At 65.8% G+C, this 25333-nt stretch carries 23 protein-coding genes; 8 read left to right on the top strand and 15 right to left on the bottom strand.

Annotation, left to right across the window (positions count from 1 at the left end; genetic code table 11):
- The first annotated feature begins 20 nt into the window (after nt 1-20).
- Nucleotides 21-1100 (top strand): tRNA epoxyqueuosine(34) reductase QueG, encoded by a 1080-nt coding sequence (gene queG / locus ACI2KK_RS15030; RefSeq protein ID WP_404669481.1) that lies wholly within the window; start codon nt 21-23, stop codon nt 1098-1100.
- Between the two features lie 112 nt (nt 1101-1212).
- Here queG and ACI2KK_RS15035 read toward each other — a convergent pair whose 3' ends face one another.
- Nucleotides 1213-1824 (bottom strand): trimeric intracellular cation channel family protein, encoded by a 612-nt coding sequence (locus ACI2KK_RS15035; RefSeq protein WP_186520555.1) that lies wholly within the window; start codon nt 1822-1824, stop codon nt 1213-1215.
- A gap of 92 nt (nt 1825-1916) precedes the next feature.
- On the bottom strand, nt 1917-2459 hold the full coding sequence (orn, locus tag ACI2KK_RS15040) for an oligoribonuclease (RefSeq protein WP_217840569.1): 543 nt from the start codon (nt 2457-2459) through the stop codon (nt 1917-1919).
- Between the two features lie 106 nt (nt 2460-2565).
- On the opposite strand from orn, the gene rsgA reads away from it, so the two are divergent.
- Both rsgA and ACI2KK_RS15050 read left to right on the top strand, forming a co-directional pair.
- Nucleotides 2566-3597, top strand: a complete 1032-nt coding sequence (gene rsgA, locus ACI2KK_RS15045) for a small ribosomal subunit biogenesis GTPase RsgA (RefSeq protein ID WP_369988358.1) — start codon at nt 2566-2568, stop codon at nt 3595-3597.
- A 203-nt stretch (nt 3598-3800) separates the two neighbouring features.
- Entirely contained in the window at nt 3801-4283 is a 483-nt protein-coding gene (locus ACI2KK_RS15050; RefSeq protein WP_404669482.1) for a TIR domain-containing protein, read from the top strand.
- 212 nt (nt 4284-4495) lie between these two features.
- Here ACI2KK_RS15050 and motB read toward each other — a convergent pair whose 3' ends face one another.
- Complete coding sequence (gene motB / locus ACI2KK_RS15055; RefSeq protein WP_404669483.1) at nt 4496-5530, bottom strand: flagellar motor protein MotB; 1035 nt, start codon at nt 5528-5530, stop codon at nt 4496-4498.
- Between the two features lie 3 nt (nt 5531-5533).
- Nucleotides 5534-6385 carry a flagellar motor stator protein MotA gene (motA, locus tag ACI2KK_RS15060; RefSeq protein WP_404669484.1) on the bottom strand — a complete coding sequence of 284 codons (852 nt, stop codon included), beginning with the start codon at nt 6383-6385 and terminating at the stop codon, nt 5534-5536.
- A 130-nt stretch (nt 6386-6515) separates the two neighbouring features.
- Between motA and ACI2KK_RS15065 the strand changes: the two genes are divergently transcribed.
- Genes ACI2KK_RS15065 through asd form a run of 3 tightly spaced genes read left to right on the top strand, consistent with a single transcriptional unit; the run spans nt 6516 to nt 9778 of the window.
- Nucleotides 6516-8051, top strand: a complete 1536-nt coding sequence (locus ACI2KK_RS15065) for an HDOD domain-containing protein (protein ID WP_404669485.1) — start codon at nt 6516-6518, stop codon at nt 8049-8051.
- Nucleotides 8052-8095: 44 nt separating this feature from the next.
- A complete protein-coding gene (locus ACI2KK_RS15070) occupies nt 8096-8905 on the top strand; it encodes a rhodanese-like domain-containing protein (RefSeq protein ID WP_404669486.1) in 810 nt (269 codons plus the stop codon).
- A gap of 9 nt (nt 8906-8914) precedes the next feature.
- Nucleotides 8915-9778 (top strand): archaetidylserine decarboxylase, encoded by an 864-nt coding sequence (gene asd / locus ACI2KK_RS15075; RefSeq protein WP_404669487.1) that lies wholly within the window; start codon nt 8915-8917, stop codon nt 9776-9778.
- A gap of 182 nt (nt 9779-9960) precedes the next feature.
- On the opposite strand, the gene serB is transcribed toward asd, so the two are convergent.
- Complete coding sequence (serB, locus tag ACI2KK_RS15080; protein ID WP_404669488.1) at nt 9961-11175, bottom strand: phosphoserine phosphatase SerB; 1215 nt, start codon at nt 11173-11175, stop codon at nt 9961-9963.
- A 136-nt stretch (nt 11176-11311) separates the two neighbouring features.
- Between serB and ACI2KK_RS15085 the strand changes: the two genes are divergently transcribed.
- Entirely contained in the window at nt 11312-12760 is a 1449-nt protein-coding gene (locus ACI2KK_RS15085; RefSeq protein ID WP_404669489.1) for a histidine kinase, read from the top strand.
- Between the two features lie 383 nt (nt 12761-13143).
- On the opposite strand, the gene ACI2KK_RS15090 is transcribed toward ACI2KK_RS15085, so the two are convergent.
- The 9 genes from ACI2KK_RS15090 to ACI2KK_RS15130 form a co-directional block, all read right to left on the bottom strand.
- The gene (locus tag ACI2KK_RS15090) at nt 13144-13854 is read right to left on the bottom strand and encodes a membrane integrity-associated transporter subunit PqiC (RefSeq protein WP_369988366.1); all 711 of its coding nucleotides are present in this window, start codon (nt 13852-13854) and stop codon (nt 13144-13146) included.
- 175 nt (nt 13855-14029) lie between these two features.
- Nucleotides 14030-16288 carry a DNA topoisomerase IV subunit A gene (parC, locus tag ACI2KK_RS15095; RefSeq protein WP_404669490.1) on the bottom strand — a complete coding sequence of 753 codons (2259 nt, stop codon included), beginning with the start codon at nt 16286-16288 and terminating at the stop codon, nt 14030-14032.
- Between the two features lie 10 nt (nt 16289-16298).
- On the bottom strand, nt 16299-16817 hold the full coding sequence (locus tag ACI2KK_RS15100) for a TIGR02281 family clan AA aspartic protease (protein ID WP_404669491.1): 519 nt from the start codon (nt 16815-16817) through the stop codon (nt 16299-16301).
- Nucleotides 16814-17800 (bottom strand): esterase-like activity of phytase family protein, encoded by a 987-nt coding sequence (locus ACI2KK_RS15105; protein ID WP_404669492.1) that lies wholly within the window; start codon nt 17798-17800, stop codon nt 16814-16816. The genes ACI2KK_RS15100 and ACI2KK_RS15105 overlap by 4 nt, the downstream gene beginning before the upstream one ends.
- Nucleotides 17797-19701 (bottom strand): DNA topoisomerase IV subunit B, encoded by a 1905-nt coding sequence (gene parE, locus ACI2KK_RS15110; protein ID WP_217887328.1) that lies wholly within the window; start codon nt 19699-19701, stop codon nt 17797-17799. The genes ACI2KK_RS15105 and parE overlap by 4 nt, the downstream gene beginning before the upstream one ends.
- Nucleotides 19702-19737: 36 nt before the next feature.
- Nucleotides 19738-20346: a YqiA/YcfP family alpha/beta fold hydrolase gene (locus ACI2KK_RS15115; RefSeq protein WP_404669493.1), complete on the bottom strand. Its 609-nt coding sequence runs from the start codon at nt 20344-20346 to the stop codon at nt 19738-19740.
- Nucleotides 20347-21027: 681 nt separating this feature from the next.
- Complete coding sequence (gene cpdA, locus ACI2KK_RS15120; protein WP_404669494.1) at nt 21028-21831, bottom strand: 3',5'-cyclic-AMP phosphodiesterase; 804 nt, start codon at nt 21829-21831, stop codon at nt 21028-21030.
- 85 nt (nt 21832-21916) lie between these two features.
- A complete protein-coding gene (locus ACI2KK_RS15125) occupies nt 21917-22369 on the bottom strand; it encodes a DUF1249 domain-containing protein (RefSeq protein WP_217840586.1) in 453 nt (150 codons plus the stop codon).
- Complete coding sequence (locus ACI2KK_RS15130) at nt 22360-22977, bottom strand: NUDIX domain-containing protein (RefSeq protein ID WP_404669495.1); 618 nt, start codon at nt 22975-22977, stop codon at nt 22360-22362. The genes ACI2KK_RS15125 and ACI2KK_RS15130 overlap by 10 nt, the downstream gene beginning before the upstream one ends.
- A gap of 185 nt (nt 22978-23162) precedes the next feature.
- On the opposite strand from ACI2KK_RS15130, the gene ACI2KK_RS15135 reads away from it, so the two are divergent.
- Nucleotides 23163-23909: an RsiV family protein gene (locus ACI2KK_RS15135; protein WP_404669496.1), complete on the top strand. Its 747-nt coding sequence runs from the start codon at nt 23163-23165 to the stop codon at nt 23907-23909.
- Here ACI2KK_RS15135 and cytX read toward each other — a convergent pair.
- Nucleotides 23878-25161: a putative hydroxymethylpyrimidine transporter CytX gene (gene cytX / locus ACI2KK_RS15140; protein ID WP_404669497.1), complete on the bottom strand. Its 1284-nt coding sequence runs from the start codon at nt 25159-25161 to the stop codon at nt 23878-23880. The genes ACI2KK_RS15135 and cytX overlap by 32 nt on opposite strands.
- Nucleotides 25162-25333: the final 172 nt, after the last annotated feature.

Below are 25333 nucleotides of genomic sequence, written 5' to 3' on the forward strand. Positions count from 1 at the left end.
TATACGCACCTAGTCCTGTAATGCTTGCCCCTTCCATGCCCGTCAACACTCCAGACATCGCCGCACTGGCCCAATCCATCAAGGACTGGGGCCAGGAACTCGGTTTTGCCCACGTCGGCATCGCCGGGGTCGACCTTGGCGAACACGAACAGCACCTGCAGCGTTGGCTGGCCGCCGGTTACAACGGCGAAATGGAATACATGGGCGAGCACGGCAGCAAGCGCTCGCACCCCGACCAGTTGATCCCCGGTACCATCCGGGTGATTTCGCTGCGCATGGACTATTTGCCCGGCGACACCGAAATGGCCAAGCGCCTGGCCGAACCGGAAAAAGCCTATATCGCCCGCTATGCCCTGGGCCGCGACTACCACAAGCTGGTGCGCAAGCGCGTGCAGCACTTCGCCGACCGTATTCAGGAGGCCATCGGCCCGTTCGGCTACCGCGCCTTCGTCGACAGCGCCCCGGTACTGGAAAAGGCCCTGGCGCAAGAGGCGGGCCTTGGCTGGATCGGCAAGAATACCCTGCTGCTGAACCGCAAGGCCGGCAGTTATTTCTTCCTCGCCGAGCTGTTCGTCGACCTGCCGCTACCGATCGACGGCATCCAGGGCAGCGACCACTGCGGCCGCTGCCAGGCCTGCCTGGACATCTGCCCGACCCAGGCCTTCGTCGGCCCCTACCAGCTGGATGCGCGGCGCTGCATCTCGTACCTGACCATCGAGCTGCGCCATGCCATCCCGGTGGAGCTGCGCCCGCTGATCGGCAATCGCGTGTTCGGCTGTGACGACTGCCAACTGGTATGCCCGTGGAACCGCTTCGCCAAGACCACCAACGAAGACGATTTCATGCCCCGGCGCGGGCTGGACAACATCGAGCTGGCCGAACTGTTCCTGTGGGATGAGAAGCGCTTCCTCGCCCGCACCGAAGGCTCGCCGCTGCGGCGCGCCGGTTACGAGCGGTTTTCGCGCAATCTGGCGGTGGGGCTGGGCAACGCGCCCACCACCATACCGGTGCTGGAAGCGCTGAAGGCCCGCAGGGACGACCCGTCGGCGCTGGTGCGCGAGCATGTGGAGTGGGCACTGGAGCGGCACAACGCCCTGTAGGAGCCGGCTTGCCGGCGATAAGGCCCGCCAAGGCAACACATCAGCATGGCCTGGCACCCGCTGAGCGGGTGATCGCGGGCAAGCCCGCTCCTACAGAGAGGCTCGCTGCAGGTTATTGCTGGTCGTTGTAGTGGAACTTGGGCATTTCCCAGTGGAAACGAATCGCCAGCAAGCGCACCAGAAAACCACCGAACAAGGTCAGCAGCATCGCCTGCTCCGCCGGCACCTTGAAGTACACGCAGCCCAGGTAGAACCACGCCGCAGCAAACGACACGCTGGCATACAGCTCGCGGCGGAACACCAGCGGGATGTCGTTGCAGAAGATATCCCGCAGGATGCCGCCGAACACCCCGGTGATCACCCCGCTGATCGACGCCACCAACATGCCCTGGCCCATTTCCAGCGCGGTCATGCAGCCAATCAGGGTGAACGCCACCAGCCCCAGGGCATCGAGCACCAGAAACAGCGAGCGCAGGTGGCGCATCAGCGGGGCGATGAAGATGGTCAGCAATGCGGCCAGACTGGTCAGCACCAGGTACTCGGGGTGCTTCACCCAGGTCAGCGGGTAGTGCCCCAGCAGCACGTCGCGCACCGAGCCGCCACCCAGCGCGGTAACGCAGGCGATCAGCACCACGCCGAACCAGTCCATGCCCCGGCGGCCGGCGGACAGCGCCCCGGTCATGGCTTCGGCGGTGATGGCGATGAGGTAGAGCATCAGCAACATGGTGCAGGTCCGTGCGGGAAAGGCGCGCAGTCTACCCAGTCGCGCAAGGCACCAAAAGGGGGCGCGCCAACGATCGTCGGCGCACGGCAGAGTCAGAACTTGATGAAGTGCTCGCGGTAATGACGCAGCTCGGCGATCGACTCGCGAATGTCGTCCAGCGCCAGGTGGGTGCTGCCCTTCTTGAAGCTGTCACGCACGTCCGGCGCCCAGCGCGCAGCCAGCTCTTTCAAGGTGGATACATCGAGGTTGCGGTAGTGGAAGTAGTTCTCCAGCCCGCGCATGTGGCGGTACAGGAAACGGCGGTCCTGGCAGATGCTGTTGCCGCAGATCGGCGATTTGCCCTTGGGCACCCACTGCTCGAGGAAGGCGATGGTCTGCGCCTCGGCCTCGGCCATGCTCACCTTGCTTTCGCGCACGCGCTGGGTCAGGCCCGAGCCGCCGTGGGTGCGGGTGTTCCACTCGTCCATGCGCGCCAGCACTTCGTCGCTGTGGTGGATGGCGATCACCGGGCCTTCGGCCAGGGTGTTCAGCTCGCTGTCGGTGACGATGGTGGCCATCTCGATGATGACGTCGCTGTCCGGATCCAGGCCGGTCATTTCCAGATCGATCCAGATCAGGTTCTGTGGGTTCTGCATGGGTGTGCTCCTCGAATAGCCCGTCATATTAGCCTAGCGCGGCGGCCGATGGGCGCAGCGTGCTAAACTGCCGCCCGTTTTCATTCCCCTCCTGCACGGAACCTTCATGGCCAAACGCCAGCTCAACCGCCGCCAGAACTGGCGCATCGAAAAGATCCAGGGTGAACGCGCCGCCCGCGCCGCCAAACGCGAGCAGCACGCGCTGCAGGAGCTGGAAGGCGGCGACCTGGGGCCGGAGCAACTGGGCCTGGTGATTGCCCACTTCGGCGTGCAGGTGGAGGTCGAGGCCCAGGACGGCGAAGCCGCAGGCCAGGTATTCCGCTGCCACCTGCGGGCCAACCTGCCCGCGCTGGTCACCGGCGACCGGGTAGTGTGGCGCGCCGGCAACCAGGGCATCGGCGTGATCGTCGCGCAGATGCCGCGCAGCACCGAGCTGTGCCGGCCGAACAACCATGGCCAGCTCAAGCCGGTGGCGGCCAACGTCGACCTGATCGTCATCGTTTTCGCCCCGGCGCCCGAGCCGCACCCCAACCTGATCGACCGCTACCTGGTGGCCGCCGAACACGCCGGCATCCGCCCGCTGCTACTGCTGAACAAGGCCGACCTGATCAACGACGAAAACGGCCCGACCCTGCACGCCATGCTCGAGGTGTACCGCGCCCTGGGCTACCCGCTGCTGGAGGTGTCCGCGCACCAGGGCGACGGCATGCAGCGTCTGCAGCAGACGCTGGACGGCCATATCAGCGTGTTCGTCGGCCAGTCGGGCGTGGGCAAGTCGTCGCTGGTCAACAGCCTGTTGCCGGATGCCGGCACACGGGTGGGCGACCTGTCAGAATGGTCCGGCCAGGGCACCCACACCACCACCACCGCGCGCCTGTACCACTTCCCCAACGGCGGCGACCTGATCGACTCGCCGGGCATCCGCGAATTCGGCCTGGGCCATGTCAGCCGTGATGACGTCGAGGACGGTTTCATCGAGTTCCGCGAACTGATCGGCCACTGCCGCTTCCGCGACTGCAAGCACGACCGCGAGCCGGGCTGTGCGCTGCTCAATGCGCTGGACGAGGGGCGTGTGTCGCAACAGCGGATGAACAGCTACCGCTCGATCATCGCCAGCCTGCCGGAAGACACTTACTGAGGCGACCGTGTAGGGTAAATTACATTTGCCTGTAGGACCGTTCTGATTTTTGCGTCAGGTGTTGTTGAAGGACCTGTCCTTCATGGATTGTCCGGGCTACGGGCCGCCTGCATTGGCGGCCCATCAGCCTGCGGCATGGAAGAACACACAATGACAAGACCCGCCCCGCAACACCGCCCCCACGCAACGGGAGGGCGCGCCTGATGCCTGTTTTTATCAGCTACCAGCACGACCAGCGCCTTGACGCGTTCATCCTCAACGAGCGCCTGCTGCTCGAAGGCATCCCCACCCAGCTTGCCCGCTACGACGATGCCACCTGCCAGACCTTCGACGACATCTGCGTGAGCCTGCGCCAGTACCTGGCCGACAGCACCCACCTGGTCTGCGTGCTGTCGCAGCAGGCCGCCGAGAACTGGTGGGTGGCCTGGCAACTGGGTGCTGCCGCCGCCAGCAACCGGCGCATCAGCCTCTACCGCAGCGGGCCGGCGCCGTTGCCGGGCTACCTGGAGCGCTGGCCGCTGCTGCACGAGCGCGAACACATCGACCTGTTCGTGCGTGCCTACCACGAAGAATGCACCTTCGACCGGGCCATGACACCGGCCCGCGAGGGGCACCACGCCTATGACCGGGACAACGCCGACTTTTTCCACACCGACCTGAAGGCCAAGATCCGTCAAGGGTTCTGAGCACAAAGAAAAAGGGCCGCTTGCGCGCAATGCCAGTTCTTTAACGAAATTGGGGCCGCAAAGCGGCCCTTCGCGGGCAAGCCCGCTCCCACAGGAACGCGCAAACCCTCAAGCTGGCGCTGCACCTGTGGGAGCGGGCTTGCCCGCGAAGGGCTGCAAGGCAGCCCCAATTGCTAACCGCCCGGCCTAACGCTTGCCCGGCCCTGGTTCGGTCACTGGTTTTTCTGCTCGTCCATCTTCAACACACCATCCTCGAAGATGTTCAGCTTCTGGCGCAGCTCCCGCGGTTGCATCGGGTCCTGGGGCGCCGCGCCGCCTGCCGGAGGCACTGCCGGCACGGCCGCGCCCGGCGTACCGCCCGCGGGTGGTGTGGCCCCGGGCTGGGCGTCAGGTGCGCCCTGCTCGCCCTCGATGTCACGCTGAGCCTTCTTGGTCAGCACGATGATGTCGATACGGCGGTTGACCGGGTTGAGCGGGTTCTTGCGGTCGAACAGCGACGATGAGGCATAGCCCACCACCCGCGCCACCTGGCTGTCCGGGTAGCCACCGGCAACCAGCGCGCGGCGTGCGGCGTTGGCACGGTTGGCCGAAAGCTCCCAGTTGCCGAAGTCGCCGGTGCCCGAATAAGGCTTGGCGTCGGTGTGGCCGCTGACGCTGATCTTGTTCGGCACCGCCTTGATGGTGTCGGCCATGGCCAGCAGGATGTCTTCGAAATACGGCTGCAAGCGCGCGCTGCCCAAGTCGAACATCGGCCGGTTCTCGGCGTCCATGATCTGGATGCGCAGGCCGTCCTGGGTGATCTCGAACAGGATCTGGTCCTTGAACTTCTGCAGCTCGGGGTTTTCCTCGACCTTGTTCTGCAGCTCCTGCAGCAGCAACTCGAGGCGCTCGCGCTCGACCTGCTCGGCCATGGTCTCGACCTGGTCCTTGTCCAGCTGGATGCTGGTGTCAGGGGTAGGTTCGGACTTGGTTTCCGGGTTGATGGTCTTTTCCGGCGCCAGCTGCGGCGAGCCACCCAGGTCGATGATGTAGGGCGTGCCGCTCTCGGAGAAGCCGATCGGGTCCTTGAAGTAGCCGGCGATGGCGATCTTCTGCTCGGGCGTGGCGGTGGACAGCAGCCACAACACGAGGAAGAACGCCATCATCGCCGTGGCGAAGTCGGCAAAGGCGATTTTCCAGGCACCGCCATGGTGCCCGCCACCGAAGCGCTTGACGCGCTTGATGATTATCGGCTGATTGTTCTCCATGACTCAGCGACCGCGAACCGCTTGTTCCAGCTCGGCGAAGCTCGGACGGTGCTTCGGATACAGCACCTTGCGCCCGAATTCCACGGCCAGCGAAGGCGGCATGCCCGAGGCCGAGGCCACCAGCGAAGCCTTGATCGATTCGTACAGGTTGATCTCTTCCTTGGCGTCGTGCTCCAGGCACTTGGCCAGCGGGCCGAAGAAGCCGTAGGCCGCCAGAATACCGAAGAAGGTACCGACCAGCGCCGCACCGACGTGCAGGCCGATGGAAGCCTGGTCGCCCTCGCCCAGCGAGGCCATGGTCACCACGATACCCAGTACCGCCGCGACGATACCGAAGCCGGGCATGCCGTCGGCGATGCCGTTGACCGCGTGGGAGGGGTGCTCGAGCTCTTCCTTCATGCTCAGCAGTTCCATGTCGAACAGGCCTTCAAGCTCGTGGGGAGCCATGTTGCCGGTGGACATGATGCGCAGGTAGTCGCAGATGTAAGCGGTCATGCGCTCATCACCCAGTACCGCAGGGTACTTGGCGAAGATCGGGCTGGCGGCGGCGTCCTCGATGTCACCCTCGATGGCCATCATGCCTTCGCGACGGCTCTTGTTGAGGATCTCGTACACCAGGCCCAGCACTTCCAGGTAGAAGGTGTGGGTGAAACGGCTGCCGAACATCTTCAGCGACTTCTTGATCACATGCATGGTCATGTAACCAGGGTTCGCCTGAAGGAACGCACCGAAGGCCGCGCCACCGATGATCAGCACTTCGAACGGCTGAATCAGTGCCGCGATCTTGCCGTGGGAAAGTACGTAGCCGCCGAGCACGCTCGCGAATACGACGATGATGCCGATAATTTTAGCCATAGGTTCAGAGCACTTGCTGTCGTGGTCAGGGTCGGGGACGGGAGCCTTAAAACTCTTCTTCTACTTATCGGCAGAACTGCGCCAGACTATAGCCACTCAAAGCGAAAAGCCAGTTTGGACTGATGTCAATATGCCAATTGAAACCAAGGTGCCAAGTCAGCCCCCGTCAAGTCTTGACGCCTGGGTCAAGCTGCTCGACGGTGTACGCATACCCGTACCCAAAGAGAGCCACGACCGCGTCGTGCAGGCCATCAACGACAGCCGCCGCTCGCTGCGCGATATCGCCGAACTGATGCAGGACAGCCCTGCGCTGGTGCTGTGCGTCATGCGCGAGGCCAACCATTCGGCCAACGCCAGCCAGGCCGAGCCCGCCGAAAGCCTGGAAATCGCCCTCAACCGCCTGGGCCTTGAACGCATTTCACAGCTGCTGGCACGCCTGCCCTCGCTGCCCAGCGACGACCTGCCGCCGGTGCTGCGCCAGTTCCTGCTGATCAGCCAGCACGCCACGCAGCAGGCCAACGGCCTGTTCGCCAGCCGCCTGGCGCGCCTGTGGCAGGAGATCCACTGGGGCAGCCTGCTGTTCCTCTCGCCCCTGTGGGCCATGGCCGTGGCCTATCCCAAGCTGCTGGATGCCTGGGAGCTGCGGGTCATTCACAAGGGCGAGGACGCAGGCGTTGTCGAACAGCAGCTGTTCGGCGTGCGCATCATGCAGCTGTGCCAGGCCGTGGCCGAGCACTGGCGCCTGCCGGGCTGGGTCACCCAGGGCTACCGCCTGCTGACCGAGGAGCGCGAGCAACTGGCCCAGGTGCTGAACATCGCCCGCGAGCCCGACCCGCTGGAGCAACAGCACCGCCTGGACGAAGAACCAACACTGCGCCGCTGGTTCAACCAGCCTCCCAATACCGTGCTGCTGGCCAACGGCCTGGCCCTGGCCGCCCAGGTGGGCTGGGACAACCCGCACCTGCTGCGCTGGCAACTGCTGACCGCGCTGTACCTGCAAACCTCGCTGGACGATGTGCAGCAGCAGGTCCACCAGCAGGCCGCCGCCAGCGCCCGCCACCATGCCCGGCATGCCCTGTTCCACCCGGCCGAGGCGTTGATCTGGCCCTGGGACCAGCGCCGTCCGCACCCGGACATGCTCACCCCGCCGCCACCCAGCAGCGAAGACCTTGCCCACTGGCGCTCGGCCTGCCAAGAGCTGCTGGCCCAGCCCAGCCCGTTCAGCAACGCCGTGCATTTGTCGGCCCAGGCCCGTGAAGCCCTGCAGGCGTGCGGCATGCAACGGGTCATGCTGCTGAGCCTGGACAAGGCCAGCGATTACCTGCGCGTGCAACAAACCGCCGGCCTGCCCGCCGAAGCAGGCGCCATGGCCCTGCCGGTGCAGCAGAACAAACTGCTGCAAAAACTCATGGCCCAGGCCGGGCAACTGCGGGTGACGCCAGACAACCACGCCCAGCTCGCAGCCTTGCTGCCGGCGCCGCTGCGGGCGTTCTTCCGTGGCGAGCACCTGCTGCTGCGCTCGCTGGCAGTGGGCGGCCAAGTGCTGATGCTGGCGGTGGCCGACCAGGGTGGCAAGCCGCTGGCCGATGTCAGCGTGCAAGCCTTCGGCAAAACCGCGCAATGTATCGAGCGCGCCCTCACCCTGTTTGCCAGTCGCAATGCCTGAGCCTTGCGCTACAATCGCCCCTCTTTCCACCCCGGAGACCGTGGATGACTGACTTTTCCGGCTTGCCCCTGGTGATCGAAGCCGCCGACCTGTTGCCGCGCCTGGGCTCGTCCCGGCTGATCCTGGTCGACCTGAGCAGTGCCAACCGCTATGTCAGCGGGCACATCCCCGGGGCGCGCTTCGTCGAAGGCAAGCGTACCCAGCTCGGCCAGCCGCCAGCCCCCGGCCTGCTGCCGGCCCGGGCCGACCTGGAAAAACTGTTCAGCGAGCTCGGCCACCGCGACGACGCGGTGTACGTGGTGTACGACGACGAAGGCGGCGGCTGGGCCGGGCGCTTCATCTGGCTGCTCGACGTCATCGGCCACCGGCACTACCACTACCTCAACGGCGGCATCCAGGCCTGGCCGGCAGACAAACTGTCCACTGACGTGCCTGCCCCCGGCAATACCCCGGTACGCCTGCAACTCAGCAGCGCACCCACCGCCACCCGCGAGTACCTGCAAAGCCGCCTGGGCGCCGATGACCTGGTCATCTGGGACGCCCGCGGCCCGCAGGAATTCAACGGCGAGAAAGTTTTGGCCGCCAAGGGTGGGCACATTCCCGGCGCGATCAACTTCGAGTGGACCGCCGGCATGGACCTCAACGACCACCTGCGCATCCGCGCAGACATCGCCGACGTTCTTCGGCAACTGGGCATCACCCCCGACAAGGAAGTGATCACCCACTGCCAGACCCACCGCCGCTCCGGTTTCACCTACCTGGTGGCCAAGGCCCTCGGCTACCCACGCATCAAGGCCTACGCCGGTTCGTGGAGCGAATGGGGCAACCACCCGGACACGCCTGTAGAAGTCTAAGGAACCTGCATGAAATCCCGTCTGTTCATCATCAGCCAGTACCTGCTGCCGCACCACCTGCTGTCGCGCCTGGCCGGCTGCGTCGCAGAGTGCCGCGCGCGCTGGTTCAAGAACGCCTTCACCGCCTGGTTCGCCAAGCGCTACCAGGTGAACATGGCCGAGGCACTGGTCGAAGACCTCAGCGCCTACGAGCACTTCAACGCCTTCTTCACCCGCGCCCTCAAGCCTGGCGCACGCCCGCTGGACGAAACCCCGGGGGCCATCCTGTGCCCGGCCGACGGCGCCGTCAGCCAGCTCGGCCCGATCGAGCACGGCCGCATCTTCCAGGCCAAGGGCCACAGCTTCAGCGCCCTCGAGCTGCTGGGCGGCGACCCGGCACTGGCTGCGCCGTTCATGGGCGGCGAGTTCGCCACCATCTACCTGTCGCCCAAGGACTACCACCGCGTGCACATGCCGCTGGCCGGTACCCTGCGCGAGATGGTTTACGTGCCTGGCCGGCTGTTCTCGGTCAACCAGACCACCGCCGAGAACGTCCCGGAGCTGTTCGCCCGCAACGAGCGCGTGGTGTGCCTGTTCGACACCGAGCGCGGGCCGATGGCCGTGGTGCTGGTGGGTGCGATGATCGTCGCCTCGATCGAGACCGTCTGGGCCGGCCTGGTCACCCCACCCAAGCGTGAACTGAAGACCTTCCGCTACGACGAAGCCAGCCGAGCGCCGATCCACCTGGAAAAAGGCGCCGAACTGGGGCGCTTCAAGCTGGGCTCCACCGCCATCGTGCTGTTTGGCCCTGAGCAGGTGAAGTGGGCGCAAAGCCTGGGCGCCGGTTCCGCGGTGCGTATGGGCGAGCTGCTGGCGGTGCCAGCGCAGGCCTGATTGGCGCGCGAACAAAAAAGGCCCTGCACATGCAGGGCCTTTTTTTGCCTTACCGCCGCCCCCTGTAGGAGCCGGCTTGCCGGCGATCACCGGCAAAGCCGGTGCCACCCAACGCACACTTGTGCCGCCCAATCGGGCCTCATCGCCGGCAAGCCGGCTCCTACAGGTAAGCGGCCTGCCTGTCAGCCCCGCGCGTCGCGGTCGCGTACGCCCAGCAGGTACAGCACGCCATCCAGCCCCAGGGTCGAGATGGCCTGGCGGGCCGACTGGCGCACCAGCGGCTTGGCGCGGAAGGCCACGCCCAGGCCGGCCAGCGACAGCATCGGCAGGTCGTTGGCGCCATCGCCCACGGCGATGGTCTGCTCCAGTTGCAGGCCTTCTTCGCTGGCCAGTTGCTGCAGCAGGTCAGCCTTGCGCTGGGCGTCGACAATCGGCTCCACGGCAACGCCGGTGACCTTGCCGTCGACCACTTGCAGTTCGTTGGCGAACACATAGTCGATGCCCAGGCGCGCCTGCACCTGCTTGGCGAAGTAGGTGAAGCCGCCGGACAGAATGGCTGTCTTGTAACCCAGGCGCTTGAGCTCGGCGAACAGGTGCTCGGCGCCCTCGGTCAGGCGCAGCGAAGCGCCGATCTGGTCGAGCACACCCACATCCAGGCCCTTGAGCAGCGCCATGCGCTCCTTGAAGCTGGCACGGAAATCCAGCTCGCCACGCATCGCCCGCTCGGTGATTGCCGCCACCTGCTCGCCCACGCCGGCGGCCTTGGCCAGCTCATCGATGACTTCGGCCTCGATCAGCGTCGAGTCCATGTCGAACACTGCCAGGCGGCGGTTGCGGCGGAACAGGTCGTCTTTCTGGAAGGCGATGTCGATGCTCAGCTCGTCAGACAGCGCAAAGAACGCCGCGCGCAGCGCCTGGCCGTCGTTTGGCTCGCCGCGCACGGAAATTTCCAGCGCCGCCTTGCCCTTGTCCTGCTGGGCATCCAGCACCACGCGGGCCGACAGGCGCTCGATGCGCTCGATGGTCAGGCCGTATTGGCTGATTACCGCACTGACGCGCTGCAGTTGCTCGGGGGTGATCTTGCGGCTGAGCAAGGTGATGATCTGGCGCGGCTCGCCCTGGCTGTCGGCCCAATGCTGGTAGTCAGCCTCGGAAATCGGCGTGTAACGGGCCTGCAGGTTCAGTTCGTGGGCCTTGGACTGCACGCTTTGCAGCAGCGCGGTGGCCACTTCGTTGTCGGGGATGTCGACCAGGATGCCGAACGACAAGGTGCCGTGCATGACTGCCAGGCCGATGTCGAGAATGTTCACACCGCCCTGGAGCAGGACGCCGGTGATGGCCGCGGTAAGACCTGGACGGTCCTCACCGGTGATGTTGATCAGAACGATTTCGCGCACAACCTGGCTCCGACTTCGATGAAAAATGCGCATTCTACCGACTTTCCGTGACCATCGGGCACCAACGATACTTTGCCGACAAAACTCCGCTCGCTATACTGCGCAGCACCTAACTCGCCATAAAGAGCCGCGCTCTGTGAACCGGCCCACGCCCGTCAAAACCGATAATTTCTTCCTGATGATCTATCGAGCCCTGAGCCAGCGCCGTATCCCCCTGGCGTTGCGCATTGCCAGCCATAACATCTTCCTGGTGGCCCTGGCCCTGGTGATCTATGCCTGCGTGATGGGTTTGCAGTTCAAGCAGGCCATGCACGAGCAGGCCGACGCCGTGGGCCAGAGCCTGACCACGCAGACTGCCACCTCAGCCACCGAACTGCTGGTGTCCAACGACATCCTCAGCCTCAACGTGCTGCTCGGCAACCTGGTGAAGAACCCGCTGGTGGCCCATGCCGCCATCTACAGCGTCGACAACCGCATCCTCGCCGAGGCCGGCCAGCGCCCGCGCAATAGCCTGCTGGGCGAGGCCGAAGGCCTGTACCAGACCAAGATCACCTTCCAGGACGTGACCGCCGGCCAACTGCGCATCAGCCTGGACATGAACCAGTTCCAGCAGCCGATGCTGATCAGCCTGCAGAGCATGGGCATCCTTGCCGCCATCCTGCTGGCCCTGGCCTTGACCCTCAGCCTGCGCCTGGGGCGTTTCATCTCCACCCCGCTGCTGCAACTGCGGGTATGGCTGCGCGACCCGCACCCCTACACCCCGGCCATCGACCGCCAGGACGAGATCGGCGACCTGGCCCGCCAGCTGCACGCCCGCCTTGCCCCGCCGCCACCGCCGGAACCTGAAGAAGAGTACGAAGAGGACGACTACGACGACGCGCCAGCACCGGCCAAGCCTGCGCCGCGCAGCCAGGTAGTCGCCCAGGAGCACGACGACGATGACGACGCCTTCGCCGGCCTGATGGACGACGAAACCGCCCCGGTGAAACCGGCCCTTGTCGAGTCGGACGAACCGCAGAGCAGCGCCGTACTGGCCGTGCAGTTGGGTTCACAGGAACAGCTGCGGCGCCTGCCACGCACCCGCCTGACCGAGTTGCTGGAACGCTACCGCGACTGCCTCGACCAAGCCGCCTCGCTGTACGAAGGCGAAGTGCACACGCTGAACGATGGCAGCACACTGTTGCTGTTCCACAGCCGCGACTGTGGCGAGGACTACCTGACCAACGCCATCTGCTGCGGCGAGCTGTTGCGCGCCCTGGGCCATGCCCTGCAGATCGAGGTGGCGGACAGCGGCATTACCCTGCAACTGCAGCTGGGCCTGGTGCTGGCCGACGACCTGCAGGGGTTGGAGCAGGTCGACCTGCTGATGACCGAGCAGGCCCAGGACGCCCTGGCGCTGTCGCAGCACAGCCGCAACCTGCTGCTGGTGGAGCGGCGCATCAGCGACGATGCCCTGATCCGCCAGCGCGCACGCATCCGCCCGATCGCCAGCCCCGAGGGCGCTTGCTGTGTGGAACGGCTGATGGAGCCCTACCCGTCGATGCTCGAACGCCAACTGGCACGGATGCACGAACGCAGGGTCTGATACCAGCCCCACCTCCTGTAGGAGCGGCTTGCCGGCGATGAGGCCCGCACAGCGACCCGATAAGCCCGCATCACAGCGGGCTTTTTCATGCCTGAAAGCTACCGGCAGGGTTACAAACCGGTATGGCCTGGCCAACCATTCAGCTCAATGCCCTCATCGCCGGCAAGCCGGCTCCTACAGGGCGTCATACTGGCTCAGCGCGGTCCCTGTGGGAGCGGGCTTGCCCGCGATCACCCGCGCAGCGGGTGCCAGGCCATGCCGATGTGTCGCCTGCTCCGGCCTCATCGCCGGCAAGCCGGCTCCTACAGGGGGAGCGCACTGAAGGTAAAAGCAATCCCCACAAAAAAGCCCGCATCGCTGCGGGCTTTTTCATGTCTGCAAGATCAGAACCGATAGACTTCCATATCGGTACGGATCGGCGAAGCCATCGGGATCTTCGGCTTCTCGGGCTCTTTCTTCACCTGCACCGGCGCGGCCTGCTTGCGTGGCGCGGTTTCGGCAATGGCTGGCTGGTTGGCCAGCGGCTTGACCGTGGTGCTGAGCTGCTCGGCGAGTTTTTGCAGCAACTGCCCCTGGGCCTGTACCTGCGCCGACTCGCTGCCTGCATGAGGCTGCTCAAGGTGGACGATGCGGTTGTCACGCACCTGGCCACGGCGGTCCAGTACGCGCCACTGCGCATCCAGAATGGCCGGTTGGTTCTTGCCCGAATCCAGGCGGGTGATGGTCAACAGCACCTGAACGTCCGGGCTGAAACCGGCACTGGCCGGCGCCAATACCACGCGCTGGCTGTCCAGGCGCCAAGCCAGTTGGCGCACCAGCAACTGGTCAATATCCGACGAAAGGCTGCCAGCCCAGCGACCGTCGGTCGCCGCAGTCAGGCTGCCATCGGCTTGACGCTGCAAAAACGTCTCGCGTTGCAGGTAGTCGGCCACCGATACCGGGCCGAGCACCACCGCCATACCCGACGCCTGCGAAGGCTGGCCGGGATCACCGCTGTCGAGCTGATACAGCGCGACCGGCTGGTGCATGCTGCAGCCGCTCAGGCCCAGCAGGCCGGTCATCAGCAGCGCAAATGGAAGGCGCAGAAATTTCATTCATCCCATCCAGGCGGCCGTCACAAGACTGACCGCAGTGATACTCGTGTAGATTCATTCGGGCGCTCGGCCACGCCGGCGCCGCAGGGGGCCTATCATCCGCGAAATGACGGCCCGACTCCAGTATTTCCGCCCGAAACGGCGCTGAAAGCGCCGATCCAGACTAATCGCCCGCTTAAGCCGGGTTCTCGACCATCAGGGCGTCCACGCGCTGGAAACCACGCGGCAATTTGCTACCACGACGACCCCGTTCACCCTTGTAGTGTTCAAGATCATCCGGCTTGAGAGACAGGGTACGCTTGCCAGCCTGCAATACAAGGGTGGATCCCTCACTGATCACGGCAAGATCGGTGACGAATTCTTCACGGCTGGCCACACGGTCGCCCGGCACGCCGATGATCTTGTTGCCCTTGCCCTTGCCCAGTTGCGGCAGGTCGGCCACCTTGAACACCAGCAGGCGCCCTTCGGTGGTAACAGCCGCCAGCCAGTCCTGCTCGCGGCTGGCCACCGGGCGCGGGGTCATCACCTTGGCACCGTTGGGCAGACTGAGCAGGCCCTTGCCGGCCTTGTTCTTGGCCTGCAGGTCCTCGCCCTTGACCACGAAGCCGTAACCGGCATCGGAAGCCACCACGTACAGCGCGTCATCTTCAGGCAACAGCACGCACTCGAAAGTAGCGCCCGGCGGCGGGGTCAGGCGGCCGGTCAACGGCTCGCCCTGGCCACGGGCCGACGGCAGGCTGTGGGCGGCCAGCGAGTAGCTGCGCCCGGTGGAGTCGATGAGCACGGCAAACTGGTTGGAGCGCCCGGCTGCGGCGGCCTTGAAGCCGTCACCGGCCTTGTACGAAAGCCCTGTGGCGTCGATATCGTGGCCCTTGGCGCAACGCACCCAGCCCTTCTCCGACAGGACCACGGTGACCGGCTCGGTCGGCATCAGCTCGTTTTCCGACAGGGCCTTGGCCTCGGCACGCTCGACGATCGGCGAGCGACGGTCGTCGCCGTAGGTCTCGGCGTCCTCGATCAGCTCGCTGCGCACCAGCTTGCGCAGCTTGGCGTCGCTGCCCAGCAGGGTGGTCAGGCGCTTCTGCTCTTTCAACAGCTCGTCCTGCTCGCCACGGATTTTCATCTCTTCCAGGCGGGCCAACTGGCGCAGGCGGGTCTCGAGGATGTAGTCGGCCTGGATTTCGGTCAGGTCGAAACGGGCGATCAGAGCCTGCTTGGGATGTTCCTCGGTGCGGATGATGTGGATCACTTCATCCAGGTTGAGGAACGCAGTGAGCAAGCCGTCCAACAGGTGCAGGCGCCGCTCGACCTTGTCCAGGCGGTGCTGCAGGCGGCGACGGACGGTACCGATGCGGTACTCCAGCCACTCCAGCAGCAGCGCGCGCAGGTTTTTCAGCTGCGGGCGCCCGTCCAGGCCGATGATGTTGACGTTGACCCGGTAGGTGCTTTCAAGGTCGGTGGTGGCGAACAGGTGCTGCATCAGCTCGGCGGCGTCCACGCGGTTGGAGCGCGGAATGATCACGATGCGGCACGGGTTCTCGTGGTCCGACTCGTCACGCAGGTCGGCGACCATCGGCAGCTTCTTGGCCTGCATCTGTGCGGCGATCTGCTCCAGCACCTTGGCCCCCGACACCTGGTGCGGCAGCGCGGTGACGACGATGTCGCCGTCCTCGACACGGTACACCGCACGCATGCGGATCGAGCCCTTGCCGGTTTCGTAAATTTTCAGGATATCGGCACGCGGGGTGACGATCTCGGCCTCGGTCGGGTAGTCCGGGCCCTGAATATGCTCGCACAGCTGCTCGAGGGTGGCCTTGGGCTCGTCGAGCAGACGCACACAGGCGCTGGCCACTTCGCGCAGGTTGTGCGGCGGCACGTCGGTGGCCATGCCCACGGCAATACCGGTGGTGCCGTTGAGCAGGATGTTCGGCAGGCGCGCCGGCAGTACTGCCGGCTCCTGCAGGGTGCCGTCAAAGTTCGGCACCCAGTCCACGGTGCCCTGGCCCAGCTCGCTGAGCAGCACCTCGGAGTAGCGCGACAGGCGCGCCTCGGTGTAACGCATGGCGGCGAACGACTTCGGATCGTCCGGCGCCCCCCAGTTGCCCTGGCCGTCCACCAGCGTGTAGCGGTAGCTGAATGGCTGGGCCATCAGCACCATGGCCTCGTAGCAGGCCGAGTCGCCGTGGGGGTGGAACTTGCCGAGCACGTCGCCGACGGTACGCGCCGACTTCTTGTGCTTGGAGTCGGCGTCCAGGCCCAACTCGCTCATGGCATAGACGATGCGGCGCTGCACCGGCTTGAGGCCGTCACCGATATGCGGCAGCGCGCGGTCCATGATCACGTACATGGAGTAGTTGAGGTAGGCCTGTTCGGTGAAGTCAGCCAGGGAGCGGCGTTCTACGCCGTCAAGGCTGAGTTCCAGTGAGTCGCTCATGCGGGCCTCGTCATTTCAGGTTCTGGCGCAGCAGCATGGTGCCGCCGCGCTGGGTGAATTCAAGTTGTTTCAGGGCGCTCATGCCCAGCAGCACCGCCTGGCCATCAAGGCCGGGGACTACAAGAGCACGCACGTCGCGCAGCTGGATATCGCCCAGCTGCAGGGTGTCCAGGCGGGTGCGGTAGCCCTCGGTACGGCCATTGGCAGTACTGAGCACCACCGGCGCACCGCGCGCCAGGTCAAGGTCGCGGGCCAGCGACTCGGGGATGGCCACGTCGGTGGCACCGGTGTCGAGCATGAAATGCACCACCTGGCCGTTGATCGCACCGTCGGCGACGAAGTGGCCCTGGCCGTTGCTCAGCAGGCGCACCTCGATGAAGCCGTCGCCCTGCTGGCTCTGCACCACGCTGTTGGGGTTCTGCTGGCGGTCTTCCCACTGGCCGAAAAAGCGCGTGGCGAGGAACATCGCCGCCGCCCAGGCGACGACCATCAGTACCCGGCCCGCACGCTTGCCCGGTGGCTGGCTCAAGGGTTGGCGCTCCAGCCGCCGGCGGGCGCTGCGAAGCGCCAGACGACCGGGCGTACCTCGCCATCGGCGCGCGGCTGGTCGTTGTTGTCCACCCCGACCCAGGCGCCGTCCTTGTCGATCACCAGCGCCTCGGCCAGGCCGTAGGGCTGGCTGTAACGCCGCGTCTCCACCAGCGCATCGGCGGCGAACGACCAGCAGCGCTCCACCACGCCGCTGTCGGCGTCACGCCGGCAGATGCGATAGGCGTTGCGTTCAAGGGTGAACAGCTTGTGCTCGAACCAGGCCAGGTCGGCGAAATCCCGCGACACCGGGCGGGCGCCGGGGAACTGTGCCGGCTGCATTTCAAGGCCCGCCTCGCTGAGCAGCACGCAGCTGGCAGCACAGGTCCATACCGACTGCTGGCGTTGCACCGCCAGCAAGCCGCGGCGTTCGCGCTCGGCAGCCAGCCACAGGCGGTCACCCGCCGGGCTGATCGCCAGGCCTTCGAACAAGGCGTTGAAATTCAGCAGCATGCCGCTGGCACGGGCCTGGCGCAGCATGGCCTGGTCGATTTTCAGCCAGTCAGGCTCGCCCTCGAGCGGCAATTGCAGCACCGCCGTCTGCGCCTCGCTGACCACGTAGAAGTTGCCGGCCTGGTCACAGGCCAGGCCCTCGAAGTCCAGCGCCCCACCGCGCACGAACGAGGCCGCCCAGGTGCGGATCTTCACCCCCCAGGGCAGGCCGCTGTCGGGCGCTGGCGGTGCACTGAACGCCAGCGGCTCGGCCTGCCAGGCGCTTGCACCCTGGTCCAGCCGGTAGATGCGGTCGTCGTCACGGTCGGACACCGCCCACAGCGCACCACGGCACTGCGCCAGCCCCGACAGGTTGCCGCCGCGCATGCCGTCCACCACATGCTCGCTGGTGAGCTTGAGCTCCGGCCAGTCGCCGGCCAGCGCCGGCAAAGCGCACAGCGCCAGGCAGGCCGCCAGCAACGGGCGAATCAAACCAGAACCTCAGCCAGGTTGCCCTTGGTCTCCAGCCAGTTCTTGCGGTCGCCCGCACGTTTTTTGGCCAGCAGCATGTCCATGATCTCGGTGGTGCCCTGCAGGTCATCCAGGGTGAGCTGGACCAGCCGACGGGTGTTCGGGTCCATGGTGGTTTCGCGCAGCTGCGGCGGGTTCATTTCGCCCAGGCCCTTGAATCGGGTGACTTGCGGCTTGCCGCGTTTCTTCTCGGCCACCAGGCGGTCGAGGATGCCGTCACGCTCGGCTTCGTCCAGGGCGTAGTAGATTTCCTTGCCCAGGTCGATGCGGTACAGCGGCGGCATGGCTACATACACGTGGCCAGCTTCCACCAGCGGGCGGAAGTGCTGGACGAACAGCGCGCACAGCAAGGTGGCGATGTGCAGGCCGTCGGAGTCGGCGTCGGCGAGGATGCACACCTTGCCATAGCGCAACTGCGACAGGTCGGTGGCGCCCGGGTCGACGCCAATGGCCACGGCGATGTTGTGCACTTCCTGGCTGGCCAGCACTTCACCGCCGTCGACTTCCCAGGTGTTGAGGATCTTGCCGCGCAGCGGCAGGATTGCCTGGAATTCCTTGTCCCGCGCCTGCTTGGCCGAGCCACCGGCCGAGTCACCCTCGACCAGGAACAGCTCGGCGCGCATCGGGTCCTGGCCTGCGCAGTCAGCCAGCTTGCCGGGCAGTGCCGGGCCCTGGGTAATGCGCTTGCGCTCGACCTTCTTGCTGGCCTTCAGACGCCGGCCGGCGTTGCTGATGGCCAGCTCCGCCAGTTGCATGCCTACTTCGGGGTGGGCGTTGAGCCACAGGCTGAAGGCGTCCTTGACCACACCCGAGACGAACGCCGCCGCCTCGCGGGAGGACAGGCGCTCTTTGGTCTGGCCCGAGAACTGCGGCTCCTGCATCTTCATCGACAGCACGAAGCAGATGCGCTCCCACACATCCTCAGGGGCCAGCTTGACGCCACGCGGCAGCAGGTTGCGGAACTCGCAGAACTCGCGCATGGCATCCAGCAGGCCCTGGCGCAGGCCGTTGACGTGGGTGCCGCCCTGGGCGGTGGGGATCAGGTTGACGTAGCTTTCCTGAATGCTGTCGCCGCCCTCGGGCAGCCACAGCAAGGCCCAGTCGACCGCCTCCTTGTTACCGGCAAGGCTGCCGCAGAACGGCTCGTCGGGCAGGCGCTGGAACTCGCTGACCGAGTCGACCAGGTACGAACGCAGGCCGTCCTCGTAGTGCCACTCGATCTTCTCGCCGGTGCCTTTGTCTTCGAAGCTGATCGACAGCCCCGGGCACAGCACGGCCTTGGCCTTGAGTACATGCTTGAGGCGGCTGATGGAGAACTTCGGCGAATCGAAGTACTTGGGGTCGGGGCTGAAGTACACGCTGGTACCGGTGTTGCGCTTGCCCACCGTGCCCACCACCTCCAACTCGCTGGCCTTGAAGCCGTCGGCGAAGGTCATCTGGTACTCGTTGCCGTCACGCTTGACGCGCACGCGCACCTGGGTCGACAGGGCGTTGACCACCGAAATGCCCACGCCGTGCAGGCCGCCGGAGAACTGGTAGTTCTTGTTGGAGAACTTGCCGCCGGCGTGCAGCTTGGTGAGGATCAGCTCGACCCCCGACACGCCCTCTTCGGGGTGGATGTCCACCGGCATGCCGCGGCCGTCGTCGCACACTTCCAGCGAGTGGTCGGCGTGCAGGATCACCTGCACCGAGCGGGCGTGGCCGGCCAGGGCTTCGTCGACGCTGTTGTCGATGACTTCCTGGGCCAGGTGGTTGGGCCGGCTGGTGTCGGTGTACATGCCCGGCCGCTTGCGGACCGGGTCAAGGCCCGAGAGGACTTCGATGGCGTCTGCGTTATAGGCGCTAGCGCTGGGATTGGCCATGGGGTCTCGTCGTCAGTCTGGTGAATGCGAAAAAGCTCAAAATACAGAAAAATCCAGCGCCGCATACTGCCCGCGGGCAATACCGGCGAAGGCCAGCAGTGCTGGCAGTTGCGCGACAAAGCCCTGGTAGCTGTGGTCGCCACCGGCCTGGATACGCAGGGCACAGGCCTGGTAATAATGCTGGGCCTGGCGATAGTCCAGTGTTTCATCGGCGGTCTGCAACCACACTTGATAGCGGGCGGCATCCACCGGCGGCGGCACCTCAAGCTCGGCCAGGGCATCAACATGATCGTGGGTCAGCTCCCAGGCTTCGTCGGTGTAGAGGTTGCGCTGGGTGCCGAGGTAGCCGTCGAACAGCCGGTGCGGGGCGACTGCCGGGTTGACCAGCAGGGCCTTGAGGCCGTGGCGCTCGGCCAGGTGGGTGGCATAGTAGCCGCCCAGGGAGCTGCCGACCAGCAAGGGCGCGCCCAGCTCGGCGATCGCCGCTTCGAGCTGTTGCATGGCCTGGCGCGGGTGGTGGTGCAGGGCCGGCACGCGCAGCCGGTCAGCCAGGCCAAGCTGGCCCATCACCGCCTCGAGCTGGCGCGCCTTGGTCGACAGCGGCGAGCTGTTGAAACCATGGATATAGAGGATGGAACCCGACATGCTGCCCCCGCGCGCAAAGACGCGCAGTGTAGCTTGTTCGAGGGGCATTGGTTCACCGACGCGATTTTCGACACAAATTCTTCAAAAAGCACCTTTGGTTGTACACCGCCCCTGTAGGAGCGGCTTCAGCCGCGAACACCGGCAAAGCCGGTGCCATCCACCGTGGCGCCTGCTTCGCGGCTAAAGCCGCTCCCACAGGGACCGCGCTGGGCCCAGGCTGCGCACGATCCTGTAGGAGCCGGCTTGCCGGCGATCACCGGCAAAGCCGGTGCCATACACCGTGGCGCCTGCTTCGCGGCTAAAGCCGCTCCCACAGGGATCGCGCTGGGCCCAGGCTGCGCACGATCCTGTAGGAGCCGGCTTGCCGGCGATCACCGGCAAAGCCGGTGCCATACACCGCGGCGCCTGCTTCGCGGCTATAGCTCCCACAGGGATCGCGCTGGGCCCAGGCTGCGCGCGATCCTGTAGGAGCCGGCTTGCCGGCGATCACCGGCAAAGCCGGTGCCATCCACCGTGGCGCCTGCTTCGCGGCTAAAGCCGCTCCCACAGGGACCGCGCTGGGCCCAGGCTGCGCGCGATCCTGTAGGAGCCGGCTTGCCGGCGATGAGGCCTGGCGTGCCTTGCGCCGTGGCTGCCGACGCCATCGCCGGCAAGCCGGCTCCTACAGGGGACTGCGAGCGCTCAATAACCCGGGCTGTCGAAGTCCAGTCTCACCACATAATCCAGCGCCCGCTCCACGCCGGTGTCCAACCGCCCGTCATCGTGCAGGCGCAACCAGCGGTAGCCCGGCTGCTCTTGGCTGACCTTGAAATCCTCGCTGCCGGGGGCGAACTGGATGCAGGTCGACGGCGTGGCCAGATAGCGCACACCCTCGCGCAACTGGTCCCAGTGCTGGTGCACATGCCCCCAGAGCACCGCCTTGACCTGTGGATAACTGTTTACCCGCGCCAGCAGCGCGTCGGCATTGCGCAAGCCGATCGGCGCCATCCAGGCGCAGCCGATATCCACCGGCTGGTGGTGGCAGCACAGCAGGCAGTGGCGCTCGCCGGCCGTGGCCAGGGCCTCGTCCAGCACTTGCAGCTGACTCTCGGCCAGCAGGCCAAAGGTCGAACCGAGCACCGCCGAGTCGAGCATGACGATGCGCCAGGCGCCGATATCGGTCACAGCCTGCACCAGCTCCGGCGCCACGGCAGCCATCACCTGCGCCTCGTCATGGTTGCCCGGCAGCCAGCGCGTCGGCGCATCGAACACAGCGGTCAAATCGCGAAAGGCTTCATAGGAAGCCACGCTGGCATCCTGGGACAGGTCGCCGGTGCACAGCAGCAGGTCGATGCGCGGCTGCTCGCGGCGTACCTGCCCGATGACGTGGGCCAGGCTGTCACGGGTTTTCAGGCCCAGCAGGCTGCCTGCCGGATCGGCGAACAGGTGAGCGTCGGTCAGTTGCACCACATGGACGGGTGACGGGAAGGAATGTTGTTGCGGCAACGGCCGTCTCCTCGGGCGGATTCAGCACGGATTATGGCGGCGGATCGTTCTGGAGCAAATACTCCAACCCGACCCGCGTCACATTTTAACGCACCGCTTCCAGCTCATGGCCGCAGGCCAGGCAGTGGCTCAGCCATTCACCGAGGAACAGGTTGAGCTGGGCCTTTTCGTCCGGCTGGTGCATGGCGGTGTTGGGGTACGGGTAGATGCTGCGCAGCCGACGGGTGTGCTCGGCACTGACCACCTCGGCCATGCGCGCGTCGTGGTACACCTGCACCTCCAGTTCCGGCACCGGCAGCCACGGCAGGCTGTGCTCCTGGCGCACCTTCAATGTCGTGGTGTACGGGCAGGCAAGCGCCACTTCCAGCACCAGCACGCCAAGCATCTGGTCGCCTTGGGTCATACCGATGCGCCGCGAGCTTTGCGTGGTGCGCATGTCTGGCAGCAGGCGCATCAGCCGGGCGTAGTTGGCCTCGCAGGCTGATTGCAGCCCGACCAGGTCGACCCGATAGCGCTCGCGCAGCAGGTTCACTTCCACATACCTCGGACTTCGTCACGGTTCAGCGCCAGCCATTGCAGGCCGATGATCGCCGCCGCGTTGCAGATGCGCCCGTCACGTACCGCCTGCAGGGCGTCCTCGAACGACCATACCCGCACGCGAATGTCCTCGCTCTCCTCTTCCAGGCCGTGCAGGCCGCCGGCACCCTCGCTGACGCAACGGCCCAGGAACAGGTGCACGTACTCGTCGCTGCCGCCTGGTGACGGGAAGTACTTGGTCATCGGCCACAACGCGCTGAAGGTCAGGCCGGCTTCTTCCTCGGCTTCGCGGTGGGCGACTTCCTCGGGTTGCTCGTCCTTGTCGATCAGCCCGGCGACCATCTCGATCAGCCAGGGGTTGGCCACCTTGCCCATGGCGCCGACGCGAAACTGTTCGATCAGCACCACCTCGTCGCGCTGCGGGTCGTAGGGCAGCACGCACACGGCGTCGTGGCGCACGAACAGCTCGCGGGTGAACTCGCGGCTCATGCCACCGGCAAACAGCTCATGGCGCAGGTGCAGCTTGTCGAGCTTGTAAAAGCCCTTGAACAGCAGCTCGCGCTTGGCGATCTCGACCTGGGTCGGTGCCGAATTCAACGTGTCCGTCATGCAAACTCCTCATTACCTCGTTTACCGCATCGCGCAATCCTACTCTGCGTGCCGCCCGGTTTCACCCCCTTGTGCCGACCGTTCGCGCAGCCGGGACAGGCGCCGCGCTCTCTGATAGCTTAGTGGCGAACTGAAGGCCGCGCAGGCGGTCCAAGGCCGATCATCACCGCTTTCAAAGAGCCGACATGACCCTCGTCAAACTGACTTCCGTGGCTGTACTGGCGCTTGCCCTCGGCGCCTGCCAAAGCCTGTTCACCCCTAACTACCGGGCCCCGCTGGAGGTCAAGCGCGACGCCTGGGAGCACATCAAGCCCGGCTGCAGCGAAAGCGACTGCCCGCTGGTGAACATCGATACCGTGCACTTCCCGGCCCTGCCCAAGCTCGACGCCATCGTCGAAAAACGCCTGTTGCAACTGACCGAAGACAACCAGCGCGGTACCCCGCCGGCCTCGTTGCAGGCCTATGAACAGCAGTATCTGGCCAACGCCGACAAGCGCAACAGCAGCTACCTGCAAGCCAAGGTACGCGAACAGCATGACGGCCTGGTGATCATCGAATTGTCGAGCTACCTCGACACCGGCGGTGCCCACGGCATGCCTGGGCGCGGCTTCATCAACTATTCGCGCAAGCTGGACAAGGTGCTGAGCCTGGACGACATGCTGCTGCCCGGGCAGCAGGAAACCTTCTGGAAGACCGTCGAGGAGTCCCACCGCGCCTGGCAGATCAGCACCGGCGTGGACAAGGACCCCGAGTTCGTCAAGACCTGGCCGTTCAAGCGCTCGCCACACATCGCCCTGACCTACGGCGCGGTGGTGGTGAAGTACGAGGTGTATGCCATCGCGCCCTACTCCATGGGCCACGTCGAGCTGAAAATCCCCTACCCGCGCCTGAACGGTGTGCTCAGGCCCGAGCTGTTTCCCGGGCGCGGCTAAGCGATAGCAGCCCGTGCAACACCCCTGCCAGCAGCAGTGCCGGCAGGGTCGCCCCAAGCTCCGGCGCCTCGGCCGCCAGCAGGTGATAAGTGGCCACCCCCACCGCCCAGGCCAGCAGCGCCTGCAAGTGCAGCCCGTCGACCCGCGCCGGCAGGCGCCGACGGCGGATCACGAAGTGGTCCATCAGCACCACGCCGAACAGCGGCGCGAACACCGAACCGATCAGCAGCAGGAAGTTCTGGTACTGGGCCAGTGGCGCCAGCAGTGCGATCAGAGTGCACAGCACACCGATGGCCAGGGCCAGGTGCTCGACCTTGGCCTTGACCAGCAGCCCGGTGGACACCGCCGCCGAGTGAATGTCGGCAAACGCGTTTTCCGATTCATCCAGCAGAATCAGCAGCAGCGGGATGCCCAGCCCGGCGCCGGCCAGCGCCAGCAGCAGCGCATTGACCTCACCGCTGGGGGCGAAGGCCAGGGTGTAGGCCACGCCCAGGCTCATCAGCCAGGCGTTGCCAATGAAGAAGCCCAGCGCCGTGCCGCCGAACACCCGGCTGGCACGCTGGCCGAAACGCGAATAGTCGGCGATCAGCGGCAACCACGACAGCGGCATGGCAATGACGATGTCAAAACCCAGCGCCAGCGACAGCGAGCCATCCCCGGGGCGGCGCCACAGGTCGGCGAGGTCGGCCTTGGCGAACAGGTTCCAGGTCAGCCAGGCGCAGGCGCCCAGCAGCAGCCAGATACCCCATTTGCGCAGCACCTTGCGCACGAACGCCAGCGGCCCGCTGACCGCCAGCAAGGTGGCCAGCGCGCCGAAGCACAGCGTCCACAGCAGCGGGCTGCTCCAGCCGCTGCCCTCGCCGAAGGCCCGCGCGCCCAACAGGCTTGCGGCATCACGCATGACGATGATCTCGAACGAGCCCCAGCCCACCAGCTGCAGCAGGTTGAGCAACGCCGGCAGGCGCGCGCCGTGGCTGCCCAGGGTCAGGCGCAAGGTAGCCATGGCCGACAGCCCGGTGTCGCTGCCGATCACCCCGGCCGAGGCCAGCAGCAACACGCCCACCGCAGTGCCCAGCACGATCGCCAGGAGCGACCCGGCCAGGCCCAGCCCCGGTGCCAGCAAGCCGCCGACCTGCAACACCATCAGGCCGATGCCGAGGGAGAACCACAACGAGAACAGGTCACGGGCGCCGAACTGGCGGTGATGAATGGGGACCGGGTGGTCGGGGGAGAAGTGGCTGGGGGTTATCATTTTCTTGTTCGCCGAATGCCTGGAAGAGGGATAAACGTGGGAGCGGGGGGGGGGGCCCCCGGGGGGGGGGGGGCCCCCCCCCCCCCCCCCCCCACCCCCCCCCCCCCCCCCCCGGGAAAGAAGACAAGGAAAAATAAGTTTTTAATATGTGTGAGCGGTCAGGGGCGCCGCA

The organism is Pseudomonas sp. NPDC089406, from assembly GCF_044900265.1.
Taxonomy (GTDB): Bacteria; Pseudomonadota; Gammaproteobacteria; order Pseudomonadales; family Pseudomonadaceae; genus Aquipseudomonas; species Aquipseudomonas fakonensis.

Bases quoted from the DNA above. Each gene is read 5' to 3' on its own strand.
- ACI2KK_RS15090 (WP_369988366.1), bottom strand. From the start codon at position 13,854: ATGAAATTTCTGCGCCTTCCATTTGCGCTGCTGATGACCGGCCTGCTG.
- motA (WP_404669484.1), bottom strand. From the start codon at position 6,385: ATGGCTAAAATTATCGGCATCATCGTCGTATTCGCGAGCGTGCTCGGC.
- parE (WP_217887328.1), bottom strand. From the start codon at position 19,701: ATGGCCAATCCCAGCGCTAGCGCCTATAACGCAGACGCCATCGAAGTC.
- rsgA (WP_369988358.1), top strand. From the start codon at position 2,566: ATGGCCAAACGCCAGCTCAACCGCCGCCAGAACTGGCGCATCGAAAAG.
- parC (WP_404669490.1), bottom strand. From the start codon at position 16,288: ATGAGCGACTCACTGGAACTCAGCCTTGACGGCGTAGAACGCCGCTCC.
- ACI2KK_RS15035 (WP_186520555.1), bottom strand. From the start codon at position 1,824: ATGTTGCTGATGCTCTACCTCATCGCCATCACCGCCGAAGCCATGACC.
- cytX (WP_404669497.1), bottom strand. From the start codon at position 25,161: ATGATAACCCCCAGCCACTTCTCCCCCGACCACCCGGTCCCCATTCAT.
- asd (WP_404669487.1), top strand. From the start codon at position 8,915: ATGAAATCCCGTCTGTTCATCATCAGCCAGTACCTGCTGCCGCACCAC.
- queG (WP_404669481.1), top strand. From the start codon at position 21: ATGCTTGCCCCTTCCATGCCCGTCAACACTCCAGACATCGCCGCACTG.
- ACI2KK_RS15135 (WP_404669496.1), top strand. From the start codon at position 23,163: ATGACCCTCGTCAAACTGACTTCCGTGGCTGTACTGGCGCTTGCCCTC.
- ACI2KK_RS15050 (WP_404669482.1), top strand. From the start codon at position 3,801: ATGCCTGTTTTTATCAGCTACCAGCACGACCAGCGCCTTGACGCGTTC.
- motB (WP_404669483.1), bottom strand. From the start codon at position 5,530: ATGGAGAACAATCAGCCGATAATCATCAAGCGCGTCAAGCGCTTCGGT.
- ACI2KK_RS15115 (WP_404669493.1), bottom strand. From the start codon at position 20,346: ATGTCGGGTTCCATCCTCTATATCCATGGTTTCAACAGCTCGCCGCTG.
- ACI2KK_RS15065 (WP_404669485.1), top strand. From the start codon at position 6,516: ATGCCAATTGAAACCAAGGTGCCAAGTCAGCCCCCGTCAAGTCTTGAC.
- ACI2KK_RS15070 (WP_404669486.1), top strand. From the start codon at position 8,096: ATGACTGACTTTTCCGGCTTGCCCCTGGTGATCGAAGCCGCCGACCTG.
- orn (WP_217840569.1), bottom strand. From the start codon at position 2,459: ATGCAGAACCCACAGAACCTGATCTGGATCGATCTGGAAATGACCGGC.
- ACI2KK_RS15130 (WP_404669495.1), bottom strand. From the start codon at position 22,977: ATGACGGACACGTTGAATTCGGCACCGACCCAGGTCGAGATCGCCAAG.